15 protein-coding genes are annotated in these 16339 nt (G+C 67.6%); 11 read left to right on the plus strand and 4 right to left on the minus strand.

Annotated elements, in window-relative coordinates:
• Window positions 1–23: 23 nt before the first annotated feature.
• Entirely contained in the window at window positions 24–1541 is a 1518-nt protein-coding gene (locus tag ACP2AH_RS04325) for a carnitine 3-dehydrogenase (protein ID WP_425104656.1), read from the minus strand.
• Between the two features lie 10 nt (window positions 1542–1551).
• Window positions 1552–2454 (minus strand): 3-keto-5-aminohexanoate cleavage protein, encoded by a 903-nt coding sequence (locus ACP2AH_RS04330; RefSeq protein WP_425104657.1) that lies wholly within the window; start codon window positions 2452–2454, stop codon window positions 1552–1554.
• A 92-nt stretch (window positions 2455–2546) separates the two neighbouring features.
• Here ACP2AH_RS04330 and ACP2AH_RS04335 point away from each other — a divergent pair, with 92 nt between their 5' ends.
• Window positions 2547–3512, plus strand: a complete 966-nt coding sequence (locus tag ACP2AH_RS04335; RefSeq protein ID WP_425104658.1) for a GlxA family transcriptional regulator — start codon at window positions 2547–2549, stop codon at window positions 3510–3512.
• On the opposite strand, the gene choX is transcribed toward ACP2AH_RS04335, so the two are convergent.
• Together choX and ACP2AH_RS04345 are read right to left on the minus strand one after the other, a co-directional pair.
• On the minus strand, window positions 3513–4457 hold the full coding sequence (gene choX, locus ACP2AH_RS04340; protein WP_425104659.1) for a choline ABC transporter substrate-binding protein: 945 nt from the start codon (window positions 4455–4457) through the stop codon (window positions 3513–3515).
• 133 nt (window positions 4458–4590) lie between these two features.
• Window positions 4591–5367 carry an inositol monophosphatase family protein gene (locus ACP2AH_RS04345; RefSeq protein WP_425104730.1) on the minus strand — a complete coding sequence of 259 codons (777 nt, stop codon included), beginning with the start codon at window positions 5365–5367 and terminating at the stop codon, window positions 4591–4593.
• A 325-nt stretch (window positions 5368–5692) separates the two neighbouring features.
• On the opposite strand from ACP2AH_RS04345, the gene ACP2AH_RS04350 reads away from it, so the two are divergent.
• The 10 genes from ACP2AH_RS04350 (at window position 5693) to ACP2AH_RS04395 (ending at window position 16197) form a co-directional block, all read left to right on the plus strand.
• The gene (locus tag ACP2AH_RS04350) at window positions 5693–7042 is read left to right on the plus strand and encodes an ABC transporter substrate-binding protein (protein ID WP_421697093.1); all 1350 of its coding nucleotides are present in this window, start codon (window positions 5693–5695) and stop codon (window positions 7040–7042) included.
• Between the two features lie 218 nt (window positions 7043–7260).
• Entirely contained in the window at window positions 7261–7815 is a 555-nt protein-coding gene (locus ACP2AH_RS04355) for an SIS domain-containing protein (protein WP_425104660.1), read from the plus strand.
• Window positions 7816–7858: 43 nt separating this feature from the next.
• The gene (locus tag ACP2AH_RS04360) at window positions 7859–8776 is read left to right on the plus strand and encodes a carbohydrate ABC transporter permease (RefSeq protein WP_425104661.1); all 918 of its coding nucleotides are present in this window, start codon (window positions 7859–7861) and stop codon (window positions 8774–8776) included.
• Window positions 8776–9594, plus strand: coding sequence for a carbohydrate ABC transporter permease (locus ACP2AH_RS04365; RefSeq protein WP_307020357.1), 819 nt, complete (start codon window positions 8776–8778; stop codon window positions 9592–9594). Before ACP2AH_RS04360 ends, ACP2AH_RS04365 begins: the two co-directional genes overlap by 1 nt.
• Window positions 9591–10505 carry a sugar phosphate isomerase/epimerase family protein gene (locus ACP2AH_RS04370; RefSeq protein ID WP_425104662.1) on the plus strand — a complete coding sequence of 305 codons (915 nt, stop codon included), beginning with the start codon at window positions 9591–9593 and terminating at the stop codon, window positions 10503–10505. The genes ACP2AH_RS04365 and ACP2AH_RS04370 overlap by 4 nt, the downstream gene beginning before the upstream one ends.
• A gap of 9 nt (window positions 10506–10514) precedes the next feature.
• Window positions 10515–11489 (plus strand): sugar-binding transcriptional regulator, encoded by a 975-nt coding sequence (locus ACP2AH_RS04375; protein WP_425104663.1) that lies wholly within the window; start codon window positions 10515–10517, stop codon window positions 11487–11489.
• 47 nt (window positions 11490–11536) lie between these two features.
• The gene (locus ACP2AH_RS04380) at window positions 11537–12619 is read left to right on the plus strand and encodes an ABC transporter ATP-binding protein (RefSeq protein WP_425104664.1); all 1083 of its coding nucleotides are present in this window, start codon (window positions 11537–11539) and stop codon (window positions 12617–12619) included.
• Between the two features lie 41 nt (window positions 12620–12660).
• A complete protein-coding gene (locus ACP2AH_RS04385) occupies window positions 12661–13695 on the plus strand; it encodes an NAD(P)-dependent alcohol dehydrogenase (RefSeq protein ID WP_425104731.1) in 1035 nt (344 codons plus the stop codon).
• A gap of 165 nt (window positions 13696–13860) precedes the next feature.
• Complete coding sequence (locus ACP2AH_RS04390; RefSeq protein WP_425104665.1) at window positions 13861–14589, plus strand: SDR family oxidoreductase; 729 nt, start codon at window positions 13861–13863, stop codon at window positions 14587–14589.
• Window positions 14590–14592: 3 nt separating this feature from the next.
• Window positions 14593–16197, plus strand: coding sequence for an FGGY-family carbohydrate kinase (locus ACP2AH_RS04395; protein WP_425104666.1), 1605 nt, complete (start codon window positions 14593–14595; stop codon window positions 16195–16197).
• The last annotated feature ends 142 nt before the right edge of the window (window positions 16198–16339 follow it).

The raw sequence follows: 16339 nt of genomic DNA on the forward strand, positions 1-16339 counted from the left end.
CCGGTATTTTTAGCGCGCGGGCGTCACTCCGCGGCCGCGGCCCGCGCCTTGGCGCCGACCGCCCGGCCGGCCTCCACGGGCCGGGGGAGCCCGGCATGGGCGGCGGCGAGCGCATCAAGCTTTGCCAGGATCGACGCCGGCGCCGGGCAGGCGCGGCCGGCCTTGCTGTCGACATGCAGCAGCATGTGTTCCCCGGTGGCGACTTCGCGGCGCTCCGGGCCGGCGAAGAGCCGGTGGAACAGGTGCAGGCGCTTCTCGTCCGTACTGAGGATCTGCGTGGTGCAGAGCAGCGCCTCGCCCAGCTTCGCCTCGTCGAGATGCCGCAGATGGGTCTCCACCGTGTAGTAGCTGTGCCCGCCCTCGACATAGGCGAGGTCGACGCCGATCAGCCGTAAGAACGCGTCCGTCGTGTCGCCGAACACGTGGAGATAGCGGAACTCGGTCATATGGCCATTATAGTCGAGCCAGGCCGGCGAGACGCGCGTCTCCAGGAGTTCGAGCGGCGCGGCACGGTCGATAGAAACGGGCGGCGCGCCCGCCTGCGCCCATAGCCGCTGCTCGAAATCCTTCAGCAGTTGCCCCGCGCCCCAGCCCTCCCCACCCCGGCTGGCCTTCAGCGCCTGCACGATGCCGACGAGGTTCTCGTCACGGATGCGCTCCAGCTCGCGGATGGACAGGCCACCCGCCTGCGCGTCGGACTGCGCGCCGATCTTCTCCACCAGCGCCTCGTCGAGGTCGACCACATCGGTGAGCTTGGTCCAGGGCCATTGCAGGCAGGGGCCGAACTGGGCGAGGAAATGGCGCATGCCGGCCTCGCCACCGGCGATGCGGTAGGTCTGGAACAGCCCCATCTGCGCCCAGCGCAGGCCGAAGGAATAGCGGATCACGTCGTCGAGCGTCTCGACATCGCAAATGTCGTCCTTGATCAGCCACAGCGCCTCGCGCCACAGCGCTTCCAGCAGCCGGTCGCCGACAAAGGCCTCGATCTCGCGGGCGATCACCACGCCCTTCATGCCGATAGCGTCGAGAACGGCCTTCGCCCGCTCGATCGTTTCCGGCGCGGTTTCCACCCCGCCGACGATCTCCACCAGAGGCAGCAGATAGACCGGGTTGTAGGGATGGGCGACGAACAGCCGACCGGGATGGGAAAGTCCCGCCTGCAACTCGCTCGGCTTGAGGCCGGAGGTGGAGGAGCCGATGAGCGCGGCGGCGGGCGCGGCGGCGTCGATTTCCGCCAGCACACGGCGCTTGAGGTCGAGCCGCTCGGGCACGCTCTCCTGCACCCATTCGGCCCCGGCCACCGCCTCGGCGAGGCTGGCACAGAAGGTGAGCGTGCCGCGCTTCGGCAGCGGCGCGCCGGTGAGCAGGCCATAGGCGCGCTCGGCATTGGCCAGCACCTCGGCGACGATGCGCTGCGCCTCCGGGTGGGGATCGAACACCTTCACATCGATGCCGGCGAGCAGGAAGCGGGCGATCCAGCCGCCGCCGATGACGCCGCCGCCGATACAGGCGGCACGGGAGATGGGAGCAAGGGCGGGCATCGGCATCTCCTCAGCGTTTCACCAGCTTCAGCTTCTCGCGCACCTCGGCCGGGCCGATGACGCGCGCGCCCATATTCGTCACCACATTCGCGGCCTTTTCCACCAGCTGCGCATTGGTGGCGAGCTGCCCCTTGCCGGCATAGAGGTTGTCTTCCAGTCCGACACGGACATTGCCACCCGCCAGCACGGCGGCGGCGGGATAGGCCATGGCGTTGCGGCCGATGGAGAAGGCGGAGAAGGTCCAGCTGGCGGGCACGTTGTTGACCATCGCCAGATACGTATTGAGGTCGTCCGGCGCGCCCCAGGGGATGCCCATGCACAGCTGGATCAGCACCGGGTCCTCGATCAGCCCCTCTTCCGCCAGTTGCTTGGCGAACCACAAATGCCCGGTGTCGAAGGCTTCGATCTCGGGGCGCACGCCCAGCGCCGTCATCTGCCGCGCCATCTCGCGCAGCATGGAAGGCGTGTTGGTCATGACATAGTCGCCGAGATTGAAGTTCATCGTGCCGCAATCGAGCGTGCAGATCTCCGGAAGACAGTCCGCGACATGGGCGACGCGCTCGGTGGCGCCGGCCATGTCGGTGGCCTTCTCGTTCAGCGGGAACGGCGCCTCGACATGGCCGAAGACAAGGTCGCCGCCCATGCCGGCGGTGAGGTTCAGCACCACGTCGACCTCGGCCGCGCGGATGCGGTCGGTGACCTCGCGGTAGAGGTCGCGCCGGCGGGAGGCGGCGCCGGTCTCGGGATCGCGCACATGGCAATGCACCACCGCCGCGCCGGCCTTGGCCGCGTCGATCGCGCTCATCGCGATCTCCTGCGGGGTCACCGGCACATGCGAAGAGCGGCCGGTGGTGTCGCCGGCGCCGGTAACGGCGCAGGTGATGAAGACATCGCGATTCATCGACAAGGGCATGGGAAGGCTCCTGAACTCATGAAGGGAGCTTGACGGCAAAGCGAAGTCGTGACGCAACTATTTGCGCAACCCATTTTCCATTCTGCGCAGCGATGATCTTTGCCCCCGCCGACGACCCGCTCGACGTGACCCTGCTGCTGTTTCCCGGCCTGTCGCTGCTCTCACTGGCGGCCACACTGGACCCGATGCGCGGCGCCAACCGCGTGCTGGGGCGGCCCGCCTTCCGCTGGAAGCTGGTGTCGATGGACGGGGCGATGCCCACCGCCAGCTGCGGCCTGCCGATCCCGGTCGAGGGCGCGTTCGATGCCGGCGCGCGGCAGGATGTGCTGCTGCTGGTGGCGGCGTTCGAGGCCTCCCGCTTCGCTACGCCGCCCATCCTCAAGGCGATCCGCACTGGCGCCAAGCGCTCGGCGGCAACGGGCGGCATCGAATCCGGCTCTTGGCTCATGGGTTTCGCCGGCCTGCTGGACGGGCGCCGCGCCACCACCCATTGGGAGGATCTGGAGGATTTCGCCGCCCGCTTTCCCGAGACGGACGTGCAGCCGGACCGCTTCGTCATCGACGAGCCGGTCTTCACGACAGGCGGCGCAACGCCGGCGCTCGACTGCATGCTGGCGCTGATCCGCGCCCGGCATGGCTATTCCACCGCGCTCGATGTCGCGAGCCTGTACATCTATGAGGAGGTGCGCACCGGCTCGGACGTGCAGCCCATCGTCTCGCTCGGCCGCATCCGCCAGCACGAGCCGCGCGTCGCGGACGCCATCCGCATGATGGAGACCCATATCGACCGCCCGCTCACCATCGCCGCTATCGCCCGGCGGGTGGGGGTGTCGACGCGGGGGCTGGAGACGCTGTTCGTCAAGACGGTGAATGTGTCGCCCGGCGCCTATTACGTCACCCTGCGGCTGAAGGCGGCGCGGCGGCTGGTGCTCGACACCAATCTGCCCATCGCCGACATCGCCGAGCGCACGGGCTTTTCCGCCATCGCCTCGCTGTCGCGGGCGTTCCGGCGGCAGTTCGGCGCGCCACCCTCGGCGGCGCGCCAGAAGCGTTTGTAATCAGAGGCCGAGGCCGCTCTTCACCGCCGGCAGGCCGGGCTTGCCGTCGAGCGTGGTGACACCGGCGAGCCATCTGTCCACCGCCGCCGGGTTCTGCTTCATCCACGCCTTCACCGCAGCGTCGGGCTGCATTCCCTTGTCGAGAATGTCGCTCATCAGCCGGTCTTCCATCGCCACGTCAAAGACGAGGTTCTTGAGCAGCTTGCCGACATTCGGGCATTCCTTGGAATAGCCCGGGCGCGTGAGGGTCAGCACGGTGGCGCCGCCATCATTGGGGCCGAACACGTCCTTGCCGTCGGTGAGATAGGCGATCGGCAGGTTGACGTTCATCGGGTGCGGGCGCCAGCCGAAGAACACCACCGGCTCGCCCTGCTTGATGCGATGGCCGACCTGGGTCAGCATCGCCTGCTCGCTGGATTCCACGAGATCGAAGCCCTTCAGTCCGAAGGTGTTGTCGGCGATCATCTTGGAGATGGTGGCGTTGGCGCCGCTGCCGGCCTCGATGCCGTAGATCTTGCCCTGCAGCTTGTCCTTGAATTTGGCGATGTCGGCATAGGTCTTCAGCCCGGCATCATAGGCGGCCTTGGAGGTCGCGAAGCCGATGCGCGCGCCTTCGAGATTGGTCGCCGCCACCTCGACCTTGCCGGCCTTCACCAGCGGCACCTGCGTCGGCTCCTGCAGCGGCATCCAGTTGCCAAGGAAGATGTCGCGGTCGCCATTCTCCAGCGCCTTGAAGGTGATGGCGACGGAGAGCACGGCGACGTTCGGCTGATAGCCGAGCTGGGTCAGCAATTCATTGGCGACTGCCGTGGTGGCGGTGATGTCGGTCCAGCCGACATCGGAGAAGCGCGGCTTGGCGCAGGAAGCGGGGTCGGCAGCGAAGGCGGAGGAGGAGATGAGCGTGGCGGACAAGGCGACGCATGTCACGAGCAGGCGTGAGATCATGGCTGTTCCCTCTGTTGGCGATCTGCCGCAGGACCGGCACCGCAGGGGAAAGCCTATCGCCGGAGCCACCGGCTGATTGACCGTGCTCGAAGCTGAGATGACCGAATGCGCAGCCGAAGCCCCTCCCGGATGCCTAGTCCCGCCCGCTCAGCTGCCTCAGTTCGGCATGCACCGTGGCATTGCCCGCCCACAGCGCGCCCGGCCGGGTGAAATCGCCCTCAAAGGTCACGAGCCCGCCGGCCTCGCGCACCAGCACCATGCCGGCCCAGCAGTCCCAGCAATGCAGCGTCGGGTCGTAATAGCCCGCCAGCCGGTTCGCCGCGACATAGGCCAGCATCAGCGCCCCTGAACCAACGCGGAACAGCACGCCGCCGGCGCGGTACAGCGCCTCGACGAAGGCGCCCACCTCGGGCGCCGGCGCCTTCTGCGTGGCGCCGAAGCCGGTGGTGGTGGAGGCAACCGTCCAGTCCGGGTTCATCGTCAGCACCCGCCCGTTGAGCCGGGCGCCGCCGCCGAGAACGGCCGAGTACAGCTCGCGCAGCATCGGCGCATAGATGACGCCAGCCACCGCCTCGCCGTCGCGGGCGAGCCCGATCGACACGGTCCAGTTCGGCTGGCCGACAAGGAAGGGCATGGTGCCGTCGATCGGGTCGATGACCCAGACAAAGCCGGAGGTGCCCGCACTCGCCGCTTCTTCCTCGCCCACAATGCCGTCCTCAGGGAAGCGCCGGCGAATCGCCTTGCGCAGCCACGCCTCGATGCTGCGGTCGGCCTCGCTGACGAGATCCTGCGAGGCGGATTTCAGCTCCGGATGCAGCGTGTCGCGCTGCAGGAAGAAGCCGCGCGCCCGCGTGCCCGCCTTGCGCGCCAAGGCCTCGGCGAGGGCGTGCCGGGCGTGGAGCGGGTCCATTCCGTCGTCATGCTCCGCTGCCATTCTGCACGTCTCCACGCTTGTTGACTGCCACGCATCGGCCACCTTGCCTGATCTCGATGCTATTGCATATTCCAGATTACAAATGTATCGCTTTCGTCGTCGATGGCTTTACCCCCGTCGCCGCCGCCGGGCTTCACGATAAGCGCCGGTGCAAGGTTGAGGCCGGCCCGTCCGGCATTTCCGCGGAGGATGGCAGTGCCGGTAACGGCCCGCCCCCGCCGCCAAGACGAGAGACGGTTGAACCGTCCCGCATGCCGGCCTCGCCCTAAACCGTGGCGCTGCGCCATTTCAGGAGGAAACCATGAAGCGTGCATTGAGAATCTGCGCCAGCGTCGTCGCCCTTGCGGCGGCAACGGCGGCCATGCCCGTCGCGGCGATGGCCGATTGGCTCGAAGAGGCGGCCAAGCCTCTGAAGGGCACCGAAGTCAACGGCATCTTCCTCGACCGCCCGGGCTATCGCGCCATCATCAAGCTGCTGCCCGAGTTCGAGAAGAAGACCGGCATCAAGGTCAATTACGAAATCGTCCCCTATGAGAACACCCGCGAGAAGGAAGTGCTGAACTTCACCTCGCGCGGCGACCTCACCATGGCGCTGGTCGATCTCGTGTGGATCGGCGAGTTTGCCGAGAATGGCTGGCTGGTGCCGGTCGAGGAACTCGCCAAGGACAAGGCGATCACCGACCCGAACCTGAAGCTCGACGGCTTCTTCCCGCTGCTGCTCGAAGCGTTCGGCTCCTGGGGCGGCACGGTCTACGGCCTGCCCTTCGACAATTATTCCGGCCTGCTGTTCTATAATTCCTGCAAGCTCAAGGAAGCGGGCTTCGACAAGCCGCCGGCGACCTGGGAAGAGGTGATGACCGTTTACGGTCCCAAGCTCACCGACAAGTCGAAGAACCAGTACGCCTACGCCCTGCAGTCCCGCCGCGGCGAGACCCAGTCGGCGGACAGCTTCATGCGCTTCCTCTGGCCCTTTGGCGGCTCGCTCCTGAACAAGGAGTTCAAGTCGAACCTGATGAGCAAGGAGAGCCAGGCCGGCCTGCAGTTCCGTCAGGACCTGCTCAAGTATCAGCCGCCGGGCGTGGTGTCCTTCGACCATGCCGAGGCCGTCAACGCGCTGGCGCAGGGCCAGGTCGCGATGATCACCGAATGGTCGGCCTTCTATTCCACCCTCGCCGACCCCGCGACCTCCAAGCTCGGCGACTGCCTCGCCGTGGCGCCGGAGCCTGCCGGCCCGGCCGGCCGCCTGCCCGCGCTGGGCGGCTTCTCGCTCGCCGTCGCTTCGCAGGCGACCCCCGAGCAGCAGAAGGCCACCTGGCTGTTCATCCAGTGGGCGACCTCCGAAGCCATCGCCAAGGCCTATGTCGAGGCGGGCGGCGTGTCGGGCCGCATGGCGGTCTATAACGACCCGGAGATCAAGGCGAAGTACAAGTTCGTCGAGCCGATGGTCGCGTCCTGGCAGGCGGGCGTTCCCGAGTATCGTCCCCGTTTCCCGGCCTGGCCGGCGATCTCCGAGATCGTCGCCGAGTGGGGCTCCAAGATGATGCTGGGTGAAGTCACCGTCGAGGGCGGTTCCAAGGAGATCGGCACCCGCATGGAGGCCATCCTCGGCAAGGACGGCTATTACGACGGCAAGAAGAAGCTGCTGCAGTGAGTTGAAGCCGGCGGCGGGGCCTCTCTCCCGCGCTGCCGGCCTCCGGGCGGATGCTGCAACCCGCGAAGCGGCATCCGCCCCCCTTATCGCGACCGAAATCCGCGCGTTTCCAGGAACCGAAAGCGCCGTCATCCTGAGGCGCCTGGCGTTTGCCGGGCCTCTCAGGATGCCGATGCCCCGAGGCCATTGAGGCCTCGACGCTTGCGAAAGCCAATGCCATGACCACGCTTCACGCCCGCGCCCTGGACGAGATCCGCGCCTGCCTCGATCAGGTCCGCGCCGACGAGCTGGACGGCGCCATCGCGGAACTGGCGAGCGCCAACCGCATCGCGCTCTACGGCGTCGGCCGCGAGGGGTTGCAGATCAAGGGCCTCGCCATGCGTCTGTTCCATCTCGGCCTCAAGGCGGCCGTGGTGGGCGACATGACCACGCCGCCGGTCGGCCCCGGCGACGTGCTGGTGGTGTCCGCCGGGCCGGGCGACTTCTCCACCGTCGCCGCGCTGATGGTCGAGGCGCGCGCGGCCGGCGCCCGCACGCTGGTCGTCACCGCCGAGGCGGGCGGGGCCGCTGCCGCCCGCGCCGACCGGGTGCTCACCGTTCCCGCTCAGACCATGGCCAGCGACCAGGGCGCCGCCGCGACCTCGGTTCTGCCGATGGGCTCGCTCTATGAGGGCGCGCTCTACGTGCTGTTCGAGATCCTGGTCCTCGGCCTGCGCGATCGCCTCGGCGTGACCCCGGCGCAGATGCGCGCCAACCATACGAATCTGGAGTGACCGGGGGGTTCCCCTCTCCCGGTAAGCACCACAGGAAGACGCCATGAGCGACACCGCGACATCCCCCGCACAACGCCGGCCCAACCGGGGCTATGGACGCTGGACGCCGCTCTGGTTCCTGGCGCCCGCTGTGCTGACGCTGTTCGTGATCGGCATCTACCCCACGATCTTCGCGCTGGTGACCTCGTTCCGGCGCTACAACATCACCCGGCCGCGCGAGGGCTTTCCCTTCATCGGGTTCGAGAACTATGTGAACGTGCTGACCGACAGCACCTTCTGGTCCTCGCTGTTCCTCACCGCCAAGTTCTACGTCACCGTCCTGCCGATCCAGGTGGTGCTCGGCCTCGCCATCGCCCTGCTGCTGCACAAGCCCGGGATGGGCCTGCTCAAATCGCTCGCACGGGTCACACTGGTCGTCCCACTGGCCACGACCTATGCCGTGGTCGGCCTCATCGGGCGGCTCATCTTCAATCGCGACTTTGGCGTGGCTAACCAGGCATTGAGCGTGCTCGGCTTTGGCCCCATCGACTGGCTGTCGACGCCCGACGGCGCCTTCGCCGCCATCGTCATCATGGATGTGTGGCAGTGGACGCCGTTCTGCGCGCTCATCTTCCTCGCCGGTCTCTCCATGGTGCCGGGCGAGATCGAGGAGGCGGCGCGGCTGGAAACCTCGTCAAAGCTCGCCTTGCTGCGCCATGTGCAGTTGCCCTATCTGCTGCCCGGCCTTACCGCGGTGATGATCCTGCGCTCGGCCGATGTATTGAAGCTGTTCGACATGGTGTTCGTGATGACGCGCGGCGGCCCCGGCTCGGCCACCGACCTCATCTCCATCTATATCCAGCGTGTGGGCTTCCGCATCTTCGATCTCGGCACCGCGTCGGCGCAGGCGATCCTCTTGCTGATCCTCACCATCATCATCAGCCGGCTCTATATCCGCCTGCTCTACCGCGAGGTTCACTGATGCGTATCTCGTCCGGCAAGCTGCTTCACGCCCTCGGCCTGACCGCCGTGGTCATCTTCACGCTGTTTCCGTTCTTCTGGATGGTGTCGGCGAGCTTCAAGACGCAGGCCGACATCCTGTCCTCGCCGCCGGTGTGGTTCTTCACCCCGACGCTGCAGAACTATGCGGAAATCTTCGCCGACACCAAGGTGAGCGGCGCGATCATCAATTCGCTGATCGTGGCGACCTGCTCCACCCTGCTCGCCGTGATCCTCGGCGCGCCGGCGGCCTTCGCGCTCGCCCGCTACGAGTTCCGCGGCAAGTCGGATTTGTGGTTCTGGTTCATCTCCAACCGCATGATCAGCCCCATCGTGCTGGCGCTGCCGGTCTATCTGCTGGCCATCCAGACCGGGCTGCTCGACACGCATCTCGTGCTGATCCTGATCTACCTCACCTTCCAGTTGCCGATCGTGGTCTGGATCGTCACCGACCAGTTCAAATCGATCCCGGCGGACCTCGAACAGGCCGCGCGGCTCGACGGGGCGAGCCAGTTCACCATCTTCCGCAAGATCTATCTGCCGCTCGGCGCGCCGGGCATCGCGGTGTCGGCGATCTTCTCCTTCATCTTCTCCTGGAACGAGCTGCTCTACGCGCTGGTGCTGACGCGCCGCGCCGTGCAGACCGCCCCGGTCGTCGCCACCAGCTTCATGTCCGGCTATGAGCTGCCCTGGGGCAAGATCATGGCCACCGGCACCGTCATCGTCCTGCCCGTCACCATTTTCGCGCTCATCGTCTCGCGGCACATGGTGCGCGGCCTGACCATGGGAGCGACCAAGTGAACGGAACCCAGGCGCCGATCCGCTTCGGCATCAATCTCGGCTTCTGCACCAAGCGCTGGGTGACGCCCGAGCTGTGGACGGGCGTGGTGCGCGAGCGGCTCGGCCTCGACGTGGTCCAGTTCTCGTTCGATCTGGTCGACCCGATGTGGCCCGACGCCATCGTCGACCGCCACGCCGCCGAGGTGCGGCGCGCGGCGGAGGCGGCTGGCATCACCATCCACAGCGCCTTCATCGGCCTCGCGCATTACAGCTTCAACCAGCTGCTGCATCCCGATCCGGCGGTGCGCAACTACGCCGAATACTGGCTTGGCCGGGCCTATCGCTTCGCCGCGCTGGCGGGCATTCCCCGTGTCGGCGGCCCGCTCGGCGCCCTGCCGGCGCGGCTGGACGGAGCCGAGGCGGCAGCGCTGGACCCCGCCGACTATGCCGAACTCGTCACCCGCATGCACCGGCTGGGCGAACGCGCCGCCGCCGAGGGCCTGAGCGAGCTCTATGTCGAGCCGACGCCCCTGCGCCGCGAATGGCCGTGGACCATTGCCCAGGCCCGGCAGATGATGAACGACGTGGCGGACAGCGCGGTGCCGTGGCGGCTCTGCATCGACTGGGGCCACGCCACCTTCGCGCCGCTCTATGGCGACGTGACAGACGGCATGGAAACCTGGCTGCGGGACCTCGCCGACGTCACCACCGCCGTTCACATCCAGCAGACCGACTTCGCCTTCGACCGCCATTGGGACTTCACCGTGCCCGGCAAGGTCGACCCGCTGGAGGCCGCCGCCCTGCTGCGCCGCACCGGTACCGACACCTGCCCGGTGTTCCTCGAAGTGTTCTATCCCTTCGAAGAAGACAGCCGCACCATCCTCGCCGCGCTGGAGACAAGCTGCGCGCGCCTCAAGCACGCTCTGGCATAGGCACCGGCGATGAACGGGGGCGGGCGCGAGCGCGGCAGGCCGGTGGGCACGCAGGAGATGGAGGCGGCGCAGATCCGTGCGCGGGTCGCCTGGCTCTATTTCATCGGCGGCCTGACTCAGCAGGAGATCGCCGATCAGCTCGGCCTCACGCGCCTGCGCACCAACAAGATCCTCGGCCAGGTGCGCTCCGACGGGTCGGTGTTCATCGATATCCGCCTGCCCATGGCCGATTGCATAGAGGCCGAGCAGAAGCTGAAGGCCGAGTACGGGCTGGAACAGGTCACCGTGGTGCCGTCCCTCCCCGACGAGGCCGAGCAGCAGCGCGTCATCGGCGAAGCCGCTGGCGGCATGCTCGACGCGCTGCTGGAGAACGGCATGGGCCTCGGTGTCGGCTGGGGCAAGACGCTGGCCGCCGGACTGAAGCGCGTCAACGCCCGGCCAATGACGGAGAGCTGGGTGACCTCGATCATGGGCGGGCTCACGCGCGGATCGGGCTCAAGTACCTTCGAGGTCGCTACCGGCTATGCCCGCGCCATCTCCGCCGAGTGCTACTATCTCGCCGCGCCGCTCTATTTCCCCACACCCGAGAGCCGCGGCATGCTGCTCTCGCATCACGGGATCAGCGAGACCATGCGCCGGGCGCGCGCGGTCGACGTGGCGCTGCTTTCCTGCGGTGACATGACGACCCGCTCGCTGCTGGTGCAGACGCAGACCGTCTCCGAGAACATCGACAGCCTGCGAGCGGCCGGGGCGGTAGGCGACCTGCTCGGCATGTTCCTCGACGCCGACGGGCGCCCGGTGGACCACCCTCTGAACGAGCGCGTGCTGTCGCTGGCCCCGCATGAGGTGAAGCCGGTGCGTCACTCGATCCTCGCCTCCGGCGGGCTCTACAAGGTGCCGATCGTGCGGGCGATCCTGCGCGCGGGCTATGTGAAACGACTGGTGACGGACGAAAGCTGCGCTGCGGCGCTGCTCACGAACTGATGGACGGCCGCCGGACCCTTGCGGCCGGCCACTCTGGAGACTGCACGATGACCTTCCTGCGACTGGACAACATCAAGAAGAGCTATGGCGACGCCGCCGTCATCAAGGGCGTCAGCTTCGCGGCCGAGAAGGGCGAGTTCGTGGTGTTCGTCGGTCCCTCGGGCTGCGGCAAGTCCACCCTGCTGCGCATGATCGCGGGGCTGGAGGATGTCAGTTCGGGCGAACTCTATATCGACGGCCGCGAGGTCACCTATGAGGAGCCCGCCAAGCGCGAGGTGTCCATGGTGTTCCAGTCCTATGCGCTCTACCCGCATATGAGCGTGTTCGAGAACATGGCGTTCGGCCTGCGGATGGCGAAGAAGCCGGAGGCCGAGATCAAGGCGCAGGTGCTGGAGGCCGCCCGCATCCTGCAGCTGGAAGCGCTGCTGGAGCGCAAGCCGCGCGCACTTTCCGGCGGCCAGCGCCAGCGTGTCGCCATCGGCCGCTCCATCGTCCGCCACCCCAAGCTGTTCCTGTTCGACGAGCCGCTGTCGAATCTCGACGCCGAACTGCGCTCGCAGATGCGGGTGGAGATCGCCAAGCTGCACCGCTCGCTCGGCGCCACCATGGTCTATGTGACGCATGACCAGGTGGAGGCGATGACGCTGGCCGACCGTATCGTCGTGCTGCGCGCCGGCCTCGTCGAGCAGATCGGCTCGCCGACCGAGCTTTACGACACCCCCGCCAATACCTTCGTCGCCGGCTTCATCGGCTCGCCGAAGATGAACTTCATCAACGCCAAGGTGGCGTCGATCGCGGGCAACACACTCACTTTGGCGCACCCGACCTTCGCCGGTGGCACCCTGACCCTCGACACGCCGGCCGCTGCGCGCACCAAGGTCGGGGCGGCGGTGACGGTGGGACTGCGGCCGGAACATCTCTCGGTCGGGGCCGCCAACCCGGTATTGGCGCTCACCCTCGATTTCGCCGAGAGCCTCGGCGGCTCCACCCAGCTCTATGCCCGCTCGGAAGGCGAGCCGATCATCGCGCTCACCGCCGGCCGACCCAACCTCAAGCCGGGCGATGCGCTTACCCTCGGCATCGCCCCCTCCCACATCTATCTCTTCGACGCCGCCGGCCTCGCGCTCTGAGCGCCCCGGCGACGGCACACTCCAGCAGGACACGCCCCATGGTGCAGGCACTGGTTCTCGAAAAGAAGGGCGAGCTTTCCCTTCGCGACATCGACCTCCCGCTCGAGGTCGGCCCGGACGACGTGAAGATTTCCATCCACACGGTCGGCGTCTGCGGCAGCGACGTGCATTACTACACCCATGGCGCCATCGGCTCCTTCGTCGTGCGCGAACCCATGGTGCTCGGCCATGAGGCGGCCGGCACGGTCACGGCGGTCGGCGCCAATGTGAAGAATCTCAAGGTCGGCGACCGGGTCTGCATGGAGCCGGGCGTGCCGAACATGAATTCGCGCGCCACCAAGCTCGGCATCTACAATGTCGATCCCGATGTGCGCTTCTGGGCGACGCCGCCGATCCATGGCGTGCTGACGCCCGAGGTGGTCCACCCCGCCGCCTTCACCTACAAGCTGCCGGCGAATGTCTCCTTCGCCGAGGGCGCCATGGTGGAACCCTTCGCCGTTGGATTGCAGGCCGCGACCCGCGCCCGCATCACCCCCGGCGATGTGGCTGTCGTGATCGGCTGCGGCCCGATCGGCATCATGACCGCGCTCGCCGCGCTGGCTGGAGGCTGCTCGCGCGTCTACATCTCCGACCTCTCCGCGCCGAAGCTCGCCATTGCCGGCCAGTATCCGGGGGTCCATCCCGTCAACATCACCGAGCGGCCGCTGGCCGAGGTGATCGCGGAGGAAACCGAGGGCTGGGGCGCGGATGTGGTGTTCGAGGCCAGCGGCTCGCCGCGCGCCTATGAGGGCATCTTCGATATCGTCCGCCCCGGCGGCACGCTGGTGCTGATCGGCATGCCGGTGGAGACGACGAAATTCGATGTTGCGGCGGCGATCATCAAGGAAGCGCGGATCGAGACCGTGTTCCGCTACGCCAATAATTTCGACCGCGCGGTCAACCTCATCGCCTCCGGCAAGGTCGACCTCAAGCCGCTGATCTCCGAGACCTTCGACTTCGCCCGCAGCATCGAGGCGTTCGACCGGGCTGCCAAGGGCCTGCCGACCGACGTGAAGCTGCAGATCGTGATGCCTTAAACCGCATCAGGGCAATACCGTCATCCTGAGGCGCCCGCGCAGCGGGCCTCGAAGGATGGCTCTCTGGGCGCGCGCCACAACCATCCTTCGAGGCCCGGCCGATGGCCGGGCACCTCAGGATGACGGTGCAGCGAGTGGCTAACAACAACCCATCGGAGTTCCCCCATGGCAAACCGGCTTGAAGGCAAGGTGGCCGCCATAACAGGTGCGGCGTCGGGCATCGGGCTCGAATGCGCCCGTGCCATGCTCGCTGAGGGCGCCACCGTCGCCCTGGTCGACCGCGCCGCCGACACGCTCGCGGCGCTCTGCACTGAGCTCGGCCCGAAGGCGGTGCCGGTCGTGGTCGACCTGCTCGACCCCGCGAGCGTCGCCACCATGCTGCCGCAGATCCTGGAAAAATGCGGGCAGCTCGACATCTTCCACGCCAATGCCGGCGCCTATATCGGCGGCGACGTGGTGGAAGGCGACCCCGACGTGTGGGACCGCGTGCTGAACCTCAACATCAACGCCGCCTTCCGCACCGTGCAGGCGGTGCTGCCGCATATGGTCGAGCGGGGAAGCGGCGACGTGCTGTTCACTTCGTCCATTGCCGGCGTGGTCCCCGTGGTGTGGGAGCCGATCTACACCGCCTCAAAATTCGCCGTGCAGGCCTTCGTCCACACCACGCGGCGGCAGGTGGCCAAGCACGGCATCCGAGTCGGCGCGGTGCTGCCCGGGCCGGTGGTCACCGCCCTCATCAAGGACTGGCCGCAGGCCAAGCTCGACGAGGCCCTTGCCTCCGGGGCTCTAATGGAAGCAAAGGAAGTGGCGGACTGCGTCATCTTCATGCTGACAAGGCCGCGTAACGTGACCATACGCGATCTGGTGATCGTGCCGAACGGAACGGACCTCTAGGCCATGGGCGGATGCTTCGCGGGAATCGATGTCGGCACGGGCAGCGTGCGCGCCGGCATTTTCGATGCGGACGGACGGCAGCTCGCTGTCGCCAAGCGCGACATCCGCATGTGGAAGGAAGCGGGGGATATCGTCGAGCAGTCGAGCGACGATATCTGGGCCTGCGTCTGCGCCTGCGTCCGGGAAGCGCGCGAAGCTGCGGGGCTGGCGCCGAATGACATTGCCGGCATCGGCTTCGACGCCACATGTTCGCTGGTGGTGCTGGGGCCGGAGGGGCGCCCCCTCCCCGTCGGCAAGCACAGCGATCCCGCCCGCAACATCATCGTGTGGATGGACCACCGCGCCACCGGCCAGGCCGACCGCATCAATGCGCTCGGCAGCCCGGTGCTGGATTATGTCGGCGGGACCATTTCGCCGGAAATGGAGACGCCCAAGCTGCTGTGGCTGAGCGAGGAACTCCCCGCCACCTTCGCCGGCGCCTGGCAGTTTCTCGACCTCGCCGACTTCCTCACCTGGAAGGCCACCGGCAGCCTTGCCCGCTCGGTCTGCACCGTCACCTGCAAATGGACCTATCTCGCCCACGAACAGCGCTGGGACGAGGGCTATTTCCGCAAGATCGGCCTTGGAGCGCTGGCCGATGAGGGGTTTGCCCGTATCGGGACCGAGATCGTCGCCGCCGGCACGCCGCTCGGCGCCGGGCTGACGGTCGAGGCGGCGGACGAACTCGGCCTCGCGCCGGGCACCGCCGTGGCGGCGGGGCTGATCGACGCCCATGCCGGCGGCATCGGCACGGTGGGTGCGCGCGGTGGCAGCGGCGATGTGCTCAGCCGCATGGCCTATGTGTTCGGCACCTCCGCTTGCACCCTGCTGACCACCCCCGAACCGGCCTTCGTGCCGGGTGTGTGGGGACCTTACTACTCGGCCATGGTGCCGGATTTCTGGCTCAATGAGGGCGGCCAGTCCGCCGCCGGCGCCGCCATCGACCGGCTGGTGCGCCTGCACCCGGCCGCGCCGCAGGCCGCCGAGCTGGCGCGGGCAGCGGGACAGAGCCTCAATGTCTGGCTCGCGCGTCGCGCCGAGGCGGCCGGCGGGGCCGGCGCCATCGCCGCGCTGGTGGGCACCCTGCATGTGGTGCCGGAATTTCTCGGCAATCGCGCCCCCTTCGCCGACCATCTGGCGCGGGGAATCGTCGCCGGGCTTGGCATGGATGAGGGGCTGGACAGCCTCGTCGGCCTCTATATGGCGGGTCTCGCCGGCATCGGTTACGGGCTGCGGCAGATCCTCGACGCCCAGGCCGCCAAGGGCGCGCGGACGCAGATGGTCGTCATCTCCGGCGGCGCCGGCCAGAGCGCGCTGGTGCGCCAGGTGCTGGCGGATGCGGCGCAGGTCGACATCGCCGCCACGGTAGCACCGGAGCCGGTGCTGCTCGGCTCGGCCATTCTCGGCGCGGTCGCTGCCGGTCGCTATGACAGCTTCGCCGGGGCGATGTCGGCCATGTCCGAGATCGAGGTGGTCTATTCCCCCAGCACGTCCACCCGCCACTGGCACGAACGGCGCTTCCACGCCTTTGAGAGGCTGCAGGGCGCCTATCGCAGCCTGCGCGACTGAGAAAGGCGGCGCGGCCTGCCGCGTCGCCGCAACGTGAAGCGCCTACGTCATCTTCCGTCTTCCGCTTTTCATACCCCTGCGACACCTTTGCGATAGCGAAGCAGGCGCTGAGGGTTCACGCTGACACCAGTCTGACGCGGGA

The organism is Ancylobacter sp., from assembly GCF_965249975.1.
Taxonomy (GTDB): domain Bacteria; phylum Pseudomonadota; class Alphaproteobacteria; order Rhizobiales; family Xanthobacteraceae; genus Ancylobacter.

Bases quoted from the DNA above. Each gene is read 5' to 3' on its own strand.
- ACP2AH_RS04325 (WP_425104656.1), bottom strand. From the start codon at position 1,541: ATGCCCGCCCTTGCTCCCATCTCCCGTGCCGCCTGTATCGGCGGCGGC.
- ACP2AH_RS04345 (WP_425104730.1), bottom strand. From the start codon at position 5,367: ATGGACCCGCTCCACGCCCGGCACGCCCTCGCCGAGGCCTTGGCGCGC.
- choX (WP_425104659.1), bottom strand. From the start codon at position 4,457: ATGATCTCACGCCTGCTCGTGACATGCGTCGCCTTGTCCGCCACGCTC.
- ACP2AH_RS04395 (WP_425104666.1), top strand. From the start codon at position 14,593: ATGGGCGGATGCTTCGCGGGAATCGATGTCGGCACGGGCAGCGTGCGC.
- ACP2AH_RS04365 (WP_307020357.1), top strand. From the start codon at position 8,776: ATGCGTATCTCGTCCGGCAAGCTGCTTCACGCCCTCGGCCTGACCGCC.
- ACP2AH_RS04335 (WP_425104658.1), top strand. From the start codon at position 2,547: ATGATCTTTGCCCCCGCCGACGACCCGCTCGACGTGACCCTGCTGCTG.
- ACP2AH_RS04350 (WP_421697093.1), top strand. From the start codon at position 5,693: ATGAAGCGTGCATTGAGAATCTGCGCCAGCGTCGTCGCCCTTGCGGCG.
- ACP2AH_RS04390 (WP_425104665.1), top strand. From the start codon at position 13,861: ATGGCAAACCGGCTTGAAGGCAAGGTGGCCGCCATAACAGGTGCGGCG.
- ACP2AH_RS04380 (WP_425104664.1), top strand. From the start codon at position 11,537: ATGACCTTCCTGCGACTGGACAACATCAAGAAGAGCTATGGCGACGCC.
- ACP2AH_RS04355 (WP_425104660.1), top strand. From the start codon at position 7,261: ATGACCACGCTTCACGCCCGCGCCCTGGACGAGATCCGCGCCTGCCTC.
- ACP2AH_RS04360 (WP_425104661.1), top strand. From the start codon at position 7,859: ATGAGCGACACCGCGACATCCCCCGCACAACGCCGGCCCAACCGGGGC.
- ACP2AH_RS04375 (WP_425104663.1), top strand. From the start codon at position 10,515: ATGAACGGGGGCGGGCGCGAGCGCGGCAGGCCGGTGGGCACGCAGGAG.
- ACP2AH_RS04330 (WP_425104657.1), bottom strand. From the start codon at position 2,454: ATGCCCTTGTCGATGAATCGCGATGTCTTCATCACCTGCGCCGTTACC.